9 protein-coding genes and 2 riboswitches are annotated in these 15703 nt (G+C 59.8%); of the genes, 3 read left to right on the top strand and 6 right to left on the bottom strand.

Going from position 1 to position 15703, the window contains the following annotated elements; genetic code table 11:
- Nucleotides 1–69: 69 nt before the first annotated feature.
- Entirely contained in the window at nt 70–3780 is a 3711-nt protein-coding gene (metH, locus tag V6F91_RS07025; protein WP_332763182.1) for a methionine synthase, read from the bottom strand.
- A gap of 154 nt (nt 3781–3934) precedes the next feature.
- On the opposite strand from metH, the gene V6F91_RS07020 reads away from it, so the two are divergent.
- Nucleotides 3935–6229 carry a fatty acid cis/trans isomerase gene (locus V6F91_RS07020; protein WP_332763181.1) on the top strand — a complete coding sequence of 765 codons (2295 nt, stop codon included), beginning with the start codon at nt 3935–3937 and terminating at the stop codon, nt 6227–6229.
- A 59-nt stretch (nt 6230–6288) separates the two neighbouring features.
- Here V6F91_RS07020 and V6F91_RS07015 read toward each other — a convergent pair whose 3' ends face one another.
- The gene (locus V6F91_RS07015) at nt 6289–10785 is read right to left on the bottom strand and encodes an SET domain-containing protein (protein WP_332763180.1); all 4497 of its coding nucleotides are present in this window, start codon (nt 10783–10785) and stop codon (nt 6289–6291) included.
- Nucleotides 10786–11053: 268 nt separating this feature from the next.
- On the opposite strand from V6F91_RS07015, the gene nfuA reads away from it, so the two are divergent.
- Nucleotides 11054–11638: a Fe-S biogenesis protein NfuA gene (gene nfuA, locus V6F91_RS07010; RefSeq protein ID WP_003225494.1), complete on the top strand. Its 585-nt coding sequence runs from the start codon at nt 11054–11056 to the stop codon at nt 11636–11638.
- Nucleotides 11639–11738: 100 nt separating this feature from the next.
- Here nfuA and cobM read toward each other — a convergent pair whose 3' ends face one another.
- From cobM to V6F91_RS06990, 4 genes are all read right to left on the bottom strand, one after another.
- A complete protein-coding gene (gene cobM, locus V6F91_RS07005) occupies nt 11739–12485 on the bottom strand; it encodes a precorrin-4 C(11)-methyltransferase (RefSeq protein ID WP_332763179.1) in 747 nt (248 codons plus the stop codon).
- Nucleotides 12486–12563: 78 nt separating this feature from the next.
- Nucleotides 12564–12977 carry a cobalamin biosynthesis protein gene (locus V6F91_RS07000; RefSeq protein ID WP_332763178.1) on the bottom strand — a complete coding sequence of 138 codons (414 nt, stop codon included), beginning with the start codon at nt 12975–12977 and terminating at the stop codon, nt 12564–12566.
- The gene (locus V6F91_RS06995) at nt 12974–13675 is read right to left on the bottom strand and encodes a CbtA family protein (protein ID WP_332763177.1); all 702 of its coding nucleotides are present in this window, start codon (nt 13673–13675) and stop codon (nt 12974–12976) included. Before V6F91_RS06995 ends, V6F91_RS07000 begins: the two co-directional genes overlap by 4 nt.
- A gap of 10 nt (nt 13676–13685) precedes the next feature.
- A complete protein-coding gene (locus V6F91_RS06990; protein WP_093101841.1) occupies nt 13686–13883 on the bottom strand; it encodes a CbtB domain-containing protein in 198 nt (65 codons plus the stop codon).
- A 119-nt stretch (nt 13884–14002) separates the two neighbouring features.
- Nucleotides 14003–14225: riboswitch (cobalamin riboswitch) on the bottom strand.
- 84 nt (nt 14226–14309) lie between these two features.
- A riboswitch (cobalamin riboswitch) is annotated at nt 14310–14521 on the top strand.
- 100 nt (nt 14522–14621) lie between these two features.
- Here V6F91_RS06990 and cobW point away from each other — a divergent pair.
- Complete coding sequence (gene cobW / locus V6F91_RS06985) at nt 14622–15701, top strand: cobalamin biosynthesis protein CobW (protein WP_332763176.1); 1080 nt, start codon at nt 14622–14624, stop codon at nt 15699–15701.
- Nucleotides 15702–15703: the final 2 nt, after the last annotated feature.

Raw genomic sequence — 15703 nt, 5'->3', positions numbered from 1 at the left:
GACAAGGCCCGGGAGCAAGCTGCACCCGGGCCTTGCGCGCCTTGTCTGTCGTAACTTACTTGTCGTAATTTAGTTGTCGTAGCCCAGGTTCGGTGCCAGCCAGCGCTCGGTCACGCTCAGGTCCTGGCCCTTGCGAGCGGTATAGCTTTGCACCTGGTCCTTGTCGATCTTGCCCACGGCAAAATACTGCGCCTGCGGATGGGCGAAGTACCAGCCGCTGACCGCTGCTGCCGGGAACATCGCGTAGTGTTCGGTGAGGAACACGCCGCTGCGTCCGGCACGCATTTGGGCCGCTTCAGGATCGAGCAGGGTGAACAGCGCAGCCTTCTCGGTGTGATCCGGGCAGGCTGGATAGCCGGGCGCCGGGCGGATGCCGCGATATTGCTCTTTGATCAGCGCTTCGTTGTCGAGCGTTTCATCCTTGGCGTAACCCCAGTGCTCTTTGCGCACCTGCTGGTGCAGCCACTCGGCGCAAGCCTCGGCCAGACGGTCGGCCAGCGCCTTGACCATGATCGAGTTGTAATCGTCGCCCGCGTCCTGATAGGCCTTGGCCACTTCTTCGGCGCCGATACCGGCCGTGGTGATGAAACCGCCGACGTAGTCGGTCACTTCGCTGTCCTTCGGTGCGACGAAGTCGGCGAGGCAGAAGTTCGGTTTGCCGTCGGTCTTGATGATCTGCTGGCGCAAATGATGCAGCTTGGCCAGCGGCTTGCCGTTATCGTCGTACAGCTCGATGTCGTCTTCATTCACCTGATTGGCCGGCCAGAAACCGAACACCGCACGGGCACTGATCAGCTTCTCGTCGATCAGCTTGGCGAGCATTTCCTGCGCGTCCTTGTACAGCGCGGTGGCGGCTTCACCGACCACTTCGTCTTCGAGGATGCGCGGGAACTTGCCGGCCAGATCCCAGGAAATGAAGAACGGCGTCCAGTCGATGTATTCGGCCAGCACCTTGAGATCGATGTTGTCGAGCACTTTGCTGCCAGTGAAAGTCGGCTTCACCGGCTGATAGCTGGCCCAGTCGAACTGCGGTTTCTTGGCGATGGCGGCGGCGTAGCTCAGGCGCTCGGTGCGGGCGCTGCGGTTCGAGGTGCGCTCACGCACGTCGATGTATTCCAGTCGGGTCTTTTCGACGAAACCGGCCTTCAGTTCCTTGGACAGCAACTGCGTCGCCACACCCACGGCGCGGGAGGCGTCTGTCACGTAAACCACGGCATCGTTGCTGTACTTCGGCTCGATCTTCACCGCGGTATGCGCTTTGGAGGTGGTCGCACCACCGATCATCAGCGGCAGGTAAAAGTCCTGACGCTGCATTTCGCGCGCGACATGGACCATTTCATCCAGCGACGGCGTGATCAGGCCAGAGAGGCCGATGATGTCGCATTTCTCTTCCTTGGCGACCTGGAGGATTTTCTCCGCCGGGACCATTACGCCGAGGTCGACGATGTCATAGCCGTTGCAGCCGAGCACCACGCCGACGATGTTCTTGCCGATGTCGTGCACGTCGCCCTTGACCGTGGCCATGAGGATCTTGCCTTTGGCTTCCGGTTTGTCGCCTTTTTCCAGTTCGATGAACGGGATCAGGTGCGCCACGGCCTGTTTCATCACGCGAGCGGATTTCACCACTTGCGGTAGGAACATTTTACCGGCGCCGAACAGGTCGCCAACGATGTTCATGCCGGACATCAGCGGGCCTTCGATCACTTCGATCGGGCGCGCAAACGACTGGCGCGATTCTTCGGTGTCTTCGACGATGTGCGTAGTGATGCCCTTGACCAGCGCATGCTCCAGACGCTTGTTGACGTCCCAGTTGCGCCACTCTTCGGTCTCGGCTTCCTTGACGCTGCCGTCGCCCTTGTATTTGTCAGCGATGGCGAGGAGGGCGTCGGTACCTTCCGGCGTGCGATTGAGTATCACATCTTCAACAGCGTCGCGCAGCTCGACCGGGATCTGGTCGTAGATCTCCAGCTGACCGGCGTTGACGATGCCCATGGTCAGGCCGGCGCGGATCGCATACAGCAGGAACACCGAATGGATCGCTTCGCGCACCGGGTTGTTGCCGCGGAACGAGAACGACACGTTGGACACGCCGCCGGAGCTCAGGGCGTAGGGCAGTTCATCGCGGATGTAGGCGCAGGCGTTGATGAAGTCGACCGCGTAGTTGTTGTGTTCCTCGATGCCGGTGGCCACAGCGAAAATGTTCGGGTCGAAGATGATGTCTTCCGGCGGGAAGCCGACTTCGTTGACCAGAATGTCGTAGGAGCGTTTGCAGATTTCCTTTTTGCGCGCTTCGGTGTCGGCCTGACCGGCTTCGTCGAAGGCCATCACCACCACCGCAGCGCCGTAGCGTTTGCACAGTTTGGCGTGATGGATGAACTGCTCGACGCCTTCTTTCATGCTGATCGAGTTGACGATGCCCTTGCCCTGAATGCATTTGAGGCCGGCTTCGATCACTTCCCATTTCGACGAGTCGATCATGATCGGCACGCGCGAGATGTCCGGTTCGCCGGCAATCAGATTGAGGAAGGTCACCATGGCCTTCTTCGAATCGAGCATGCCCTCGTCCATGTTGATGTCGATGATCTGCGCGCCGGCCTCAACCTGCTGCAGAGCGACTTCGAGGGCTTCGGTGTAATTGTCTTCGCGAATCAGCCGGGCGAACTTGGCCGAGCCGGTGATGTTGGTGCGCTCGCCGACGTTGACGAACAGTGAGCTGCGATCAATGGTGAACGGTTCCAGACCCGAGAGGCGGCAAGCCTTGGGAATGTCCGGAATCTGCCGCGGCGCGTAACCGGCGACGGCTTTGGCGATGGCTTCAATGTGGCCTGGCGTAGTGCCGCAGCAACCGCCGACGATGTTGAGAAAGCCGCTCTGGGCGAATTCTTCGATGACCTTGGCGGTTTCCGACGGCAGTTCGTCGTACTCGCCGAATTCGTTTGGCAGGCCGGCGTTCGGGTGCGCGGACACGTGGGTGCTGGCCTTGTTCGACAGCTCTTCCAGGTACGGGCGCAACTCACTGGCGCCGAGCGCGCAGTTCAGGCCTACGGAAATCGGCTTGGCGTGGGCCACCGAGTTCCAGAATGCCTCGGTGGTCTGCCCCGACAGGGTACGCCCGGACGCATCGGTAATGGTCCCGGAAATCATGATCGGCAGCTCGAGATGCAGTTCTTCGAACACGCCCTGCACGGCGAAGATCGCCGCTTTGGCATTCAGGGTGTCGAAAATGGTTTCGATCAGGATGAGGTCGGCGCCGCCCTCGATCAGGCCTTTGGTGGCTTCGGTGTAGTTTTCCACCAACTCATCGAACGTGACGTTGCGGTAGCCGGGGTTGTTGACGTCGGGCGACAGCGAGCAGGTGCGACTGGTCGGGCCGAGTACGCCGGCGACAAAGCGCGGCTTGGCCGGGTTCTCGGCGGTCTTGGCATCAGCAACCTTGCGGGCCAGGCGTGCGCCTTCTACGTTTAACTCGTAGGCCAGTTCCTCCATGCCGTAGTCGGCCATGGAAATGCGTGTGGCGTTGAAGGTGTTGGTTTCGAGAATGTCGGCACCGGCGTCGAGATAAGCCTTTTCGATGCCGCCGATTACGTCCGGACGGGTGATCACCAGCAGGTCGTTGTTGCCCTTGACGTCACTCGGCCAGTCGGCAAAGCGCTTGCCGCGATAATCCTGCTCTTCGAGCTTGTAGCTCTGGATCATCGTGCCCATCCCGCCGTCGAGAATCAGGATGCGCTCTTTGAGGGCTTGCTTGAGAGCTTGAAGGCGGACGCTGCGATCGGACATGTGGACTACTCGAAAAGACCATTACGAAGGAGCGGGATCATAACAAACCTGTGCGCTTTTGGAGCATGTCAGGCTTTTTCATGAATATCGCTCATGTTGGTACGGACGTCATAACGGTAGAATCGCAGCCTTTTTTACAATCGGGATCAGCAGCATGTCGTACCGCGTCATCAGTTTCATGTTGCTGTTCCTGAGCGGCGTTGCTGCAGCGCAGACGCCTGCGACCTCGTCCCCGATCAGTTATACGCGCGATATCCAGCCGATCTTCACCGAGAAATGCGTCGCTTGCCACGCCTGTTATGACTCGGCCTGCCAGTTGAACCTGGGCAGCGGCGAGGGAGCCGCCCGCGGCGCGAGCAAAATGCCGGTCTATGATGGCGAACGCACCCAGGCAGCGCCGACCACCCGATTGTTCTACGACGCCTTTGGCAAACGTGCCTGGCAGCAGAAGGATTTCTATTCGGTGCTCGATGCCCAAGGCAGCCAGGCGGCACTGATGGCGCGCATGCTGGAGCTCGGCCACAAAACCCCGCTGACGCCCAACGCCAAACTGCCGCAAGACATCGTGCTGGGGCTCAACCGCAGCAATCTGTGCGCGATGCCTGCCGAATTCGACGCTTACGCCGGGGCGCATCCCAAAGAAGGCATGCCGCTGGCGGTCACCGGGCTGACCGACCAGCAATATCAGACCTTGCAGCGCTGGCTGGCGTCGGGCGCGCCGATCGATGAGCAGGGGCTGGCGCCGAGCGCCAAAGAGGCGTTGCAGATCGTCCAGTGGGAAAACCTGCTCAACGCCCCCGGCGCGCGGCAGAGTCTGGTCGGGCGCTGGCTGTTCGAGCACTGGTACCTGGCGCACATCTATTTCAAGGACGGTGAGCCTGGGCATTTTTTCCAGTGGGTGCGTTCGCGCACACCGACCGGCCAGCCAATTGACCTGATCGCCACGCGTCGGCCCAACGACGATCCGGGCACGCAGGTGTATTACCGCTTGTGGCCGGTGCAAGGGGTGATCGTGCATAAGACCCACATCACCTACCCGCTGAGTGCGGCGAAGATGGCGCGGATCAAAAGCCTGTTCTACAGCGGTAACTGGCAGGTCGATGCGTTGCCCGGTTATGGCCCGCAGAGTCGCGCCAACCCGTTCGCCACCTTCGAAGCGATTCCGGCGCAGGCGCGGTATCAGTTCATGCTCGACAACGCCGAATATTTTGTTCGAACCTTTATTCGTGGCCCGGTGTGCCGCGGGCAGATCGCGACTGACGTGATTCGCGACAACTTCTGGGCGCTGTTCCAGGCCCCGGAGCATGACCTGTACATCACCGACCCGCGCTATCGCGGTCAGGCCACGCCGTTGCTGGCCATGCCGGGGCAGAACGATGATGTCGGCAGTGTCCTGAGCCTGTGGCGCAACTATCGCGATAAACGTAACGAATATGAGGCGCTGCGCCGCGACAATTACGCTGAAATCCCGGCGCCGAGCTGGTCGACCCTGTGGGCCGGCAATGACAATGCGTTGCTGAGCATTTTCCGCCACTTCGACAGCGCCGCGGTGGTCAAGGGCTTGATCGGCGATGTGCCGCAGACGATGTGGCTGTTCGACTATCCGTTGCTGGAGCGCACCTATTATCAGTTGGCGGTCAACTTCGATGTGTTCGGCAATGTCTCCCATCAGGCACAGACGCGTCTGTATTTCGACCTGATCCGCAACGGCGCCGAGCAGAACTTCCTGCGCCTGATGCCGGCCGATTCCCGTGAGGATTACCTCAATGATTGGTACCAGAGCAGCGGTCAGTTCAAGATGTGGCTCGATTACGAAGCCATCGATGACGACAAACCGACCGCGCTGAAGCTTGATGAAAAGGACCCCAAACGCGACTTCGCGATGCAGTTGCTGACACGTTACGGTGATCTGAATGCGCGGCCTGATCCGATCAATCGTTGCGATGGCGCTTACTGCTCGCGGCCGAACATTGATCCGGCGCTGCAAAATGCCGAGCAGGCGTTGAGTCGTCTGGCCTCACGCCCGGCGGCCGGCATGAAGGTTATCGATCAGTTGCCGGAAGCGACCCTGCTGCGCGTTGAAGCGGCGGGTGGCAAACGCGAGGTGTACAGCCTGCTGCGCAACCGTGCGCACAGCAACGTGGCGTTTCTGCTGGGTGAATCGCTGCGCTATCAGCCGGGGCTCGACACGTTGACGATCTATCCGGGGGTGCTGACCAGTTATCCGAATTTCATCTTCAACGTTCCGGCGGATCAGGTGCCTGTGTTTGTCGATGCGATGGAAAATGCCAGGGATGTCGATCGCTTCGAGAAAATCGTCGAGCGCTGGGGCATCCGTCGCAGTCACCCGCAGTTCTGGTTTTATTTCCATGATCTGAGCCGGTACCTTCACGAAACCGATCCGGTGGAAGAGGGCGTGCTGGACATGAATCGCTACGAGAATCTGTGAGCACCCGACGACGCAGGCTTGTGGCCTGCGTCGCCGGGTGGGTCAATGCTGAGCAGCGCTCATGTCGGGCCGTGCGCTGACGCTGCGCCAGCGGGCTTCAAGGCTTTCCAGTAATCAGCGCCGTAATCGAGGAACAGTTCGGTGCCCGCCGGAATCTTCTCCCAGGCGAGCAAAAACACCATGTATTTGCCAACATAGATCGAGCCCACGTTCTCCACGCCGATATTGGCTTGGCCGGGCACATTGACCGCGTTGATCAGGCTCAGCACGTTGCTGTTGCCATGACCGCTCAGGGTGGCGCCCTTCGTTGCCGTTTCGTAGAGAAAAGTGCTGACTTTCTCGGTGGATTTTTCGAGGATTTCCGCCCGCACGGATTTGGCGGTGCGGTGCAATTTGCCGGCGTAGGGCCCCAGTACTTCGAAAGGCTCGATATCGACTTTGGCAAATACCGACAACCCTCGTTCCGGACCGTCGAGCGGTCGTCTGACCTCGAGACGACTGAGCAGTCTGTCGTGATGGCGGCCTTCATCGGCGATCCATTCATGGACGTCTTCGGTGATTCGGCGCGTCATTTCCTTGAGTCTGGCACCCTCAAACCCCGCGAGGAAGCGATTGGTTTCGGTGATGGTTATTTTGTCGATATCTCCTTCCAGTTTGCGCGTCAGGCTGATCCTGACATCCGTCGGGTCCTGAAGAATGGGGGCATTGTTATTGATGTGATGCCCAAGCGAAGGGGTCAGGTCCGCGGTGCGCGCGTTGTCTGGCGCAGCATTATCCAGTCGAGGTCGCTTGGAACTGCCAGCAGTCGGCTGCGAAAGCGGCCCTGTTTCGCCAGGCGATGGCGGCCGTGGCATTTGCCAGGAAGCGGACTTTATCCCAGTACCGGGGGGAAGGGACTTTCGAGCGCGCATGAGCGCTGAATCCGAGGCAGCGAGCAATTGCAAACACTCCGGTACCGCACTTCTCAATTCACCCCGATCATTGACAAACGTTGACCAGAGCACCGGGTCGAGATTTTCGTCATCGAGGAATGTACTCATGGTGCTGGCGGACCCGGTAGCGACGTAACGCAAGCGCCATCGCTCGATATGTTCCGCGGTCAAAGGCGTGAACGGCTGGTTATGGGCATATTTCTCCAACACCTTGCCCGGACCCCGGAACGAGCCATCGGTGTTGACGTGGGAAATGAACTCCTGCGGGTCAAGATTCTCCGTGGCGGCGAAGCCTTCGCGGCTGAGGGTGTTGCGGCCTTCCTGCGACATGTTGCGCCACTTTCGCAGATGTTCGTAGGTGACGACCGTACGTGCAGTGCCGGACCGATCCAGTATGCTTTGGCCCAGCGGTTTCAATTGGACTTGCGTGTGAACGAATTGCCTGAAAGCGGCCGGGTCCAGCCGATGCTTTTTCGCGAACGCCTCAAGGGTGGCCTTCAGTACGTGCTCGCTGAACCGCGACCACTCTTGCAGATGCAACGGTGTTGTCACGGTGGGATCGTCCGGCGCGCCGCCGCTGACCCGGATGTTCTTCGTGTACCAGTGACCGGGCTTCACCGAGGACAGATTGATCGACAGGTCACGGTTGTTTTTCGGGTTGACCAGCACCACGGAAAAGCTGTTTTCCCCGGTCTGCGCGGTTTCCTGAAGGAATCCATAGGAATTCTCACGTATCTGGTAAACCGCGACGGAGCCGTGTTCATCAATATTGCAAATGAACTTCTGGTTGTATTCAGGGCGAAAAAAGATCCCTCGCGAGTCGGCCTGGAGGCCGGCAATCCAATGCGGTTCAACAGCGTAGGGACGCAGCAACGGGCTGCTGTTGCTCATGACCGTCACTGGCTCGCGGTAGCGCGGGCCGAAAGCCTGGTTTGTCAGCGCATCGATGAGCCGATAGTCCGCGATGTCGACGCTGCCGACGTTGCGCATGGGAATATTGGCAATCCCCTCGACGGTGCACAATCGATCACCGGGCTGGTGCGGTTTCCAGGTGGTCGGGTCAACCGCGATCAAGTGCTGAGCAGTCACCGTTCCATCGCGCAGTTGGGCAATGCCAAGGCGTGCCTGACGCATTACCGCAGCGCCAACCTTGCGCAGGGTGAAGCGTGCGAGCCTGAGCACTGCCAATACTGACTCCAGCGGGTTGAGTTCGCGCAGCGTCGAGATCAATAGGGTTCGCGTCAGGATGGCCAATTTAGGCAAGGCGAGACGCAGGCCGATCTTGCCTGCGAGGCTGACCACCCGCGTACAACCGGCCAGGTATCTGCCAATCGGCAGGCCAAACGAGACAATATCGGTGAACAGGCCAAGCCCGCCGCGCTCAATGCGTTGCGACTCGCCGGATGCCAGATCATCGATGGCGCCCCAGAACGGTACCAACATCTTTCCCCAGAAGCTGAGGTCTTCGAGAAAATCCCTGCCGATATCCGAGCTGCGGGTCGCCTTGCGGGTGTCTTCGAGCAAGGCCGACTCATCTTTGTAAAACAATTCGCGGGCAATCATCACTGCCAGTTCTTCCGCGCGGGCAGAGGTCAGATTATTCGCAGCGAAGGGCAGGGTGCGTGTCGCTACGTCGGGGGCGCGTTGCTCAATGGCCACCGCGGCGAATGTTCCGCCAACCTGCTCCATGATCAGGGTGGCGTGCTGATGCGCTCTGGGTTTCGAGCCGTCGCGGTAAGCTTCCCAGTCAAAAGGCATTTCGGTGCCTTTTCTGAAGGAGCCGCGACTGGTACGGCTGCTGGAACCGACTTTTTCGACCTTGATCTCACCGCCGACTGGCAGCGCATCAATGTCTTCGCGCAGGCACACGACACCCGTCCGAGGGAAGACTTCAACGTAACGAGCCTGGGACGGCCAAGCGGGATTGACCATTCGCAGAATGAACCCGCAGCGGCCACGCACCGCGTCGGTGTTGGCTTTGTTCTCATGTTCGACCTGCGTGTCGTTGAGCGGCAGTCGCAACGAGTAGACAGTCACCTCGTCTCGCTCAAGATCACCCCGGCATGCAGGCAGGTATTGGGCTAGCAATGTTTTGATCAAAGACTTGTAGGCGGCTCTTGGAGTGACCAGCCAGGCCTGAAACGCCTGGTCGTACGCTGCGTCTGATGCGTAACGAAAGCGGCTCGGCGGATTGAGCGCGAAGTTTTTCAGGGCATCGAGCATTTCTTGCTCGTGCTGTTCCAGCGTGCTCAGTGCCAGCTCTATTTCACTGACCGGGTAAGCCGTCTGACGTGTGGCGAACAATCCCGTCGCCGCTGCCCACTCTACCGTTGGGCGGACTTTGGCGGCGGCAACCAGTCGCTGTTGCTCGATATCGTGCGCAAAGGCTCGAAAATGCTCTGCTGGCAAATTCAGCAGCTGTTCAAAGCTCATCTGTCGGGATGAGCCGGGCGCGACGGATTCGGCAAGCATGAACCCGCTTTTGAAATTGACCCAGGTACTGGACGTGGCGTACGGCAGTTCGTCAGGAATATCCTGAACCCATGCCTCGCTGGCCACATTGCATTTCATGATGGCCACCGCTAGCAGGGCAATGGGCCGCTCGACGTGAAGTGATCTTTGAAATTCTTCGATCAATGATTTGTGTATGGATGAATAACTACAGCCGGGCTCGATCAGTATCTGCAACTCGTTTTGATAGTTACCGTGCGGGCCCGGTTTGATACTCAGCCAAAGCGCTCGCCATAACAACCTGGTCAGTACAGTGGCTGGTCCGTTTTGCTTGTCCTTCGCCGTATACCAATCCAGTTCCCTGGCAATACGTTGCGCCAGTTGCAGGTTATTGGCCGATTGCAGGGCTGTTTCCAGGAGCGTTACCGGCGTGGTTTGGCTTAACTTTGCAAATTTTCCATTGGGTTTCACCGGTACGACATTAGCCAACAGACAGCGGGAGGTTTCGGATTCGATTTGGCGGATAACCCGCATGATCGTTTTGTCGCCCTCAGCGCTGAACAAGTGTTCGAAGTCGCTGACGGGACCGTGATGCCCGAGCAGCCATAGCGCGCGATGCTCAACCAGATTGTGCAGCAGGCGCTGCCAGTCAGCCTGTGTGGCGGGACGCCGGGGGATGAGCGCGTACCAGGCCAGCACCAGGTCCAAGCGCACGGAACCGTCGCTTTTGAGCCCGTTGCCGACCTTGTGGTAGATATCCAGCAAGACATCAACGTCGATCGACCAGTAGATCGGAACATCTCTCAGCGTTACCGAGTGACCGGCGATCGGGAACACCTCTGCCGGGTCAGGTGTCGGGTTTTTTGTAGAGCTCAACTGCAAGGATACAAAGTCGTACAGGAAGTCGTTGCCTAACAGCGATTGATCGACCGTGGCTGGCGTGGAAAGGTGGGTTATGAAATCTTCATCTGTCTCGAGTTTTTTCAATACACGAAAGGCTTCCTTGCACTCGCGCCCCAATTCAGAGGCGGCGGTCGGGTAGTAATAGAGCTGGCTGGCATCCGTGTTGAAGTTATCGTCGATGAGCCCATGCAGGTAACTGATCAGGTGATTGAGATCCTGCAATCTGCGCGGCGGCGTCTTGTTGTAGAAACGGGACAGCGAAGTAGACATTCAAGGCCTTTGAGCCGTAGCGGCTGGAAAATAGTCGAAGGCCTTCAATATAGGGGGGTGGAAAACCGGCTGAGGTATACATATATATGGATGAGAATGTGCTTGGGTTTCCATTTGTAAACAGCGCATCCGCCGTTCAAGCGCCAAGTCATCAGCGTGGTCGGCGAGGGGGCGAGGGCATGCGCCCGGCTTTTTCCGACAAAAATACTGGGACTTTGTCCCGCGCGCCGATTGGCGTAAACTGCGCCCAAGCCTGCGAGGAGTTTCCATGACCGCTATTACCATTACCGACGCCGCCCACGATTACCTGGCTGATCTGCTGTCCAAGCAGAACACCCCGGGCATCGGCATCCGCGTCTTCATCACCCAGCCTGGCACCCAGTACGCCGAGACCTGCATTGCCTACTGCAAGCCGGGCGAAGAAAAACCTGAAGATACGGCGCTGGGGCTGAAAAGCTTCACCGCGTATATCGATTCGTTCAGCGAAGCGTTTCTCGACGACGCCGTGGTTGACTACGCCACGGACCGCATGGGCGGCCAACTGACCATCAAAGCGCCAAACGCCAAGGTACCGATGGTCAACGCCGACAGTCCGGTCAACGAGCGCATCAATTATTACCTGCAAACCGAGATCAACCCGGGGCTGGCCAGCCACGGCGGTCAGGTCAGCCTGATCGATGTTGTGGAAGACGGCATTGCCGTGTTGCAGTTCGGTGGCGGTTGCCAGGGCTGCGGCCAGGCCGACGTGACCTTGAAGGAAGGCATCGAGCGCACCTTGCTCGAGCGCATCCCTGAGCTCAAGGGCGTGCGCGACGTGACCGACCACACGCAGAAAGAAAACGCCTACTACTAAAGCGTTCGCTGCGAACAGGAAAAACGGCGCCCCGTGAGCGCCGTTTTTTTATACCCTCGTTTTACCCAAGGTGGGAGCGAGCCTGCTCGCGAAGAGGCCATCAAGGGCGATAGAGATGCGCATGCCCCGCACGATACAACGATGACTCGCTGAACACATCGCTGCCCAGTACCCGCCCGACAAGAATCAACGCCGTGCGCCGAAAGCCTTTCGCTGCCACCTTGTCGGCAATATCGGCCAGCGTGCCCACCACCCAGTCCTGATCCGGCCACGTCGCTCGGTGAATCACCGCAATCGGACAATCCGCACCGTAATGCGGCAACAACTCCACAAGAATCTTCTCCAGATGATTGACTCCCAGGTGAATCGCCATGGTTGCGCCATGCCGGGCCAGATTGGCCAATTCTTCGCCGACCGGCATCGCAGTCTTGTCGGCATAGCGAGTCAGAATCACGCTCTGCGACACATCCGGCAGGGTCAGTTCGGCTCCGAGCAGCGCCGCACAGGCGGCGGTGGCCGTCACGCCAGGAATGATCTCGAACGGGATATCAAGCTCACGCAGATGACGAATCTGTTCACCGATCGCCCCGTACAGGCTCGGATCGCCGGAATGTACCCGCGCGACGTCATGGCCGTTGGCATGCGCGGTCTTGATCAGCTCGATGATCTGCTCAAGGTGCAGCTCGGCACTGTTGACCACGGTTTGCGCCTGATGCCCTTCGAGCACTGCAGCGGGTACCAGTGAACCGGCATAGATGATCACCGGGCAGTGACGGATCAACCGTTGCCCTTTAACGGTGATCAATTCCGGGTCGCCGGGGCCGGCGCCGATGAAATAAACGGTCATCGTTGAATCCTTGAAGAAGAAGCGCAACAACCCTTCAGATGAAGATTGTTCATGATGGACGATGGGGATTATCGAGATTTACGCGGCGCCGGCCAACGCCAGAGTGGCCTGAGCGTATTTTTGTCGGCTGATCAGCAGCTTTGCCGGCGCCTGCAGGAGTTGTTCGGCGAGCGCCAGCGCTGCACTTTCCGCCACGCCGTAGCAGCCGGTGCGTTCGTAAGCGATTTGCGACTGGTGGCTGAGCATTGACTGGTAACCGGCCAATTCCTCGCTGCTGAAGTACAGCAGGGGCAAGGCCAGTTGAGCGGCCAGTTCCTGCAGGCCCGGTTCGTCGCGCTTCAAATCGATGCTGGCCAGGGCCTTGATTGACTTGAGCTCAATGCCGTTTGCCTGCAAGGCCTGGTCCAGTAGCGCGCGCAGCGTGCTGCTCGGACAGCCGCGCTGGCAGCCGAGTCCGACAACCAAGGTTGACGCTACGCGGTCATCGCTCATGCGTGGTAGTGGCCGTCGCTGTTGCGGCGGAACAACCAGGCGCTGATCAGGCCCAGGGCCATCCAGAACGCCACGTTGGTCAACTGCGAAGCGACCTTGAATTGGGTTTCCAGTGCTTCGGGCGCGAGCATCGAATGCACCAGCGGTTGCGGCGCGCCGATCACATGCGGCACCGCGATAATCGCCACGCCCAGCAGCTGCATCAGCCAGTGCCGGCTGAAAGCGATCAGCGACAGGCCGACCGCAGTCGACGCCGCAGTGCCGATCCACCACATCTGCCGTGATGCCAGATCAGCCGCCGCAGTACCCGGCAATTCCGGCGGCAGGCCCAGCGTCGGCGCCAGCACGAACGTGGCATAGCCGGCCAGGCCCCAAAGCAGGCCTTGCGCGGTGGAACGCGGCGCACGCAGGGTGTACAGGCCCGCCAGCATCAGGGCGAAACCGACCGCCACCACCAGATTGCCACCGGTGGTCGAAACTACGCGCTGCCAGCCGTTCTCCGGCTCCCAGGCTTCGTCATCGTGGCTGTGCGCCGCGGTGCCGGCCGCGTGTTCGTGAACTTCGGCGACCGGTGCGGATTTTTCATAGGTTTCCGCCTGAAGAATCAGCGGCGAGACCCAGAAACTTTGCAGCAGCGTGAGGAGCAGGGCGGCCAGCAGGCCAGTGAAACCTGCGGTTTGCGCAATTCGCTTGATCATACGACGGGTCTCAGTGGCAAGGAAACGCAGCGCTGTGGCGGGTATCGTGGGCTGCGTTGTGCACCGCTTCGATATGCGAAAAACCGGCGAAATACACCAGGCCCGCGCCGAGAATCGAGGCGAAGGCGGCAGCGATCAGGCGTTGGCTCAGAGTGGTGGTGCTGGCGATTTTGTCCGTGTTGCTGCCGGTGCTGCTGATGATCGACATGGCGCTTCCCTTTAAGTAATCAGTGTAAGCGAGCGCCTGCAGACCCTGCGCGACGGACGTGCAGAGGTATGAACAGCGCCCGCCCACCGCGGGTTTGTTATCTCCAGTGACACTGATTGCGCACTGGTGTGTTGCGGGCCGGTCTCCGGGCTCACGAGGGGTTGGCGCTGGGGCCGACCTGCAAGCATCACCTTCCCATGCCGGGTTGGCACAGTGGCTTTGACGCTTCGCTCGCTTACCGTTGCGGGGGCAGCACCGGACTGACATGGCTCTGAGTAAAGCACATGATTCACCGGTTTCCCGTTTCACCCTGTGAAGGGCACCCGTAACAAGGCGCACAGGAGAGCATGTAGGTGGGTTTGAGTCAATTTCGGGCAGTCGTGAATATCCACGAAACCAAAGCATTGACCCATCACCAAGCCATGCGTAGCCTTGCGCCTTCGAGGTTCTTCGGCTTTTGCCGAAGCTAAGAAGGGAACGCGGTCAAAGCCGCGGCTGCCCCCGCAACTGTGAACGGTGATGTTCGCTGCCACGCCACTGCCAGCTCGGTCCACGAGCCCGCGGGAAGGCGCAGCGAATGCCAGGCCCGGCGCCTGAACACTGTCAGCCAGGAGACCTGCCTCGTCACAGATTCTCACTTTCAACCGGGCGGGGTGATCCGGTGGCGAATACTTCCGGCGCGCCTGCACGTTTCCGGTTCTCGTCCCGTATGCCCGCCGCTTGCCAAAGGGCATACCGATGAAAACACTGGCCAAACTCCCCGTCACCATCGTCACCGGTTTCCTCGGTTCGGGCAAAACCACGTTGCTGCGGCACATGCTCGACAACGCCCAGGGCCGGCGTATCGCAGTGATTGTCAACGAGTTTGGCGAGCTGGGCATCGACGGCGAAATCCTCAAGCAATGCACCATCGGTTGCACCGAAGAAGAAGCCGGCGGCCGCGTTTACGAACTGGCCAACGGCTGCCTGTGCTGCACGGTGCAGGAAGAGTTCTTCCCGGTGATGCGCGAGCTGGTCGCGCGTCGCGGCGATCTCGATCACATCCTCATCGAAACCTCGGGCCTGGCCCTGCCCAAACCGTTGGTGCAAGCCTTCCAGTGGCCGGAAATCCGCAGTGCCTGCACCGTCGATGCGGTGATCACCGTGGTCGACAGCCCGGCCGTGGCCGCCGGCACCTTCGCCGCGTTCCCGGACCAGGTCGATGCCCAGCGCAAACTCGATCCGAATCTGGACCACGAATCGCCGCTGCACGAACTGTTCGCCGATCAACTGGCCAGCGCCGATCTGGTGATCCTCAACAAGGCCGACCAGACCAGCCCGGAAGATCTCGCGCGTGTACGTCTGGAAGTCGCCGAAGAGCTGCCACCTGCGGTGAAAATCGTTGAAGCCAGCAACGGCCGTCTGCCGCTGGACGTGTTGATCGGCCTCGGCGCCGGTTCCGAAGAGCACATCGACAGCCGGCACAGTCACCATGACCATCACCACGACGGTGACGACGGTGACGACGATCACGATGACCACGATCACGACGCCTTCGACTCGATCTCCATCGAACTGCCGCAAGCCGACGAAAGCCTGCTGCTCGACGCGTTGACGCAACTGGTGGTGCAGCACGGCATCCTGCGCGTGAAAGGCTTTGCCGCGATTCCGAACAAGCCGATGCGTCTGCTGATTCAAGGCGTGGGTACGCGCTTCGACAAGCATTTCGACCGTCAGTGGGGCGCCGATGAAGCGCGCGTGACGCGTCTGGTGTTGATCGGTCAGGAACTCGACGCGGTCCAACTCGAAGCGCAACTGCGCGCCGCGCTCAGCGTTTAAGC

The sequence above is a fragment of the Pseudomonas koreensis genome, assembly GCF_036668835.1.
GTDB classification, from domain to species: domain Bacteria; phylum Pseudomonadota; class Gammaproteobacteria; order Pseudomonadales; family Pseudomonadaceae; genus Aquipseudomonas; species Aquipseudomonas koreensis_I.
Note: the sequence above shows the minus strand (reverse complement) of the source record. Positions and strands in the feature narration are given on the sequence as shown.

Coding starts and splice junctions, on each gene's coding strand:
- metH (WP_332763182.1), bottom strand. CDS start 3,780: ATGTCCGATCGCAGCGTCCGCCTTCAAGCTCTCAAGCAAGCCCTCAAA.
- V6F91_RS07020 (WP_332763181.1), top strand. CDS start 3,935: ATGTCGTACCGCGTCATCAGTTTCATGTTGCTGTTCCTGAGCGGCGTT.
- V6F91_RS07015 (WP_332763180.1), bottom strand. CDS start 10,785: ATGTCTACTTCGCTGTCCCGTTTCTACAACAAGACGCCGCCGCGCAGA.
- nfuA (WP_003225494.1), top strand. CDS start 11,054: ATGACCGCTATTACCATTACCGACGCCGCCCACGATTACCTGGCTGAT.
- cobM (WP_332763179.1), bottom strand. CDS start 12,485: ATGACCGTTTATTTCATCGGCGCCGGCCCCGGCGACCCGGAATTGATC.
- V6F91_RS07000 (WP_332763178.1), bottom strand. CDS start 12,977: ATGAGCGATGACCGCGTAGCGTCAACCTTGGTTGTCGGACTCGGCTGC.
- V6F91_RS06995 (WP_332763177.1), bottom strand. CDS start 13,675: ATGATCAAGCGAATTGCGCAAACCGCAGGTTTCACTGGCCTGCTGGCC.
- V6F91_RS06990 (WP_093101841.1), bottom strand. CDS start 13,883: ATGTCGATCATCAGCAGCACCGGCAGCAACACGGACAAAATCGCCAGC.
- cobW (WP_332763176.1), top strand. CDS start 14,622: ATGAAAACACTGGCCAAACTCCCCGTCACCATCGTCACCGGTTTCCTC.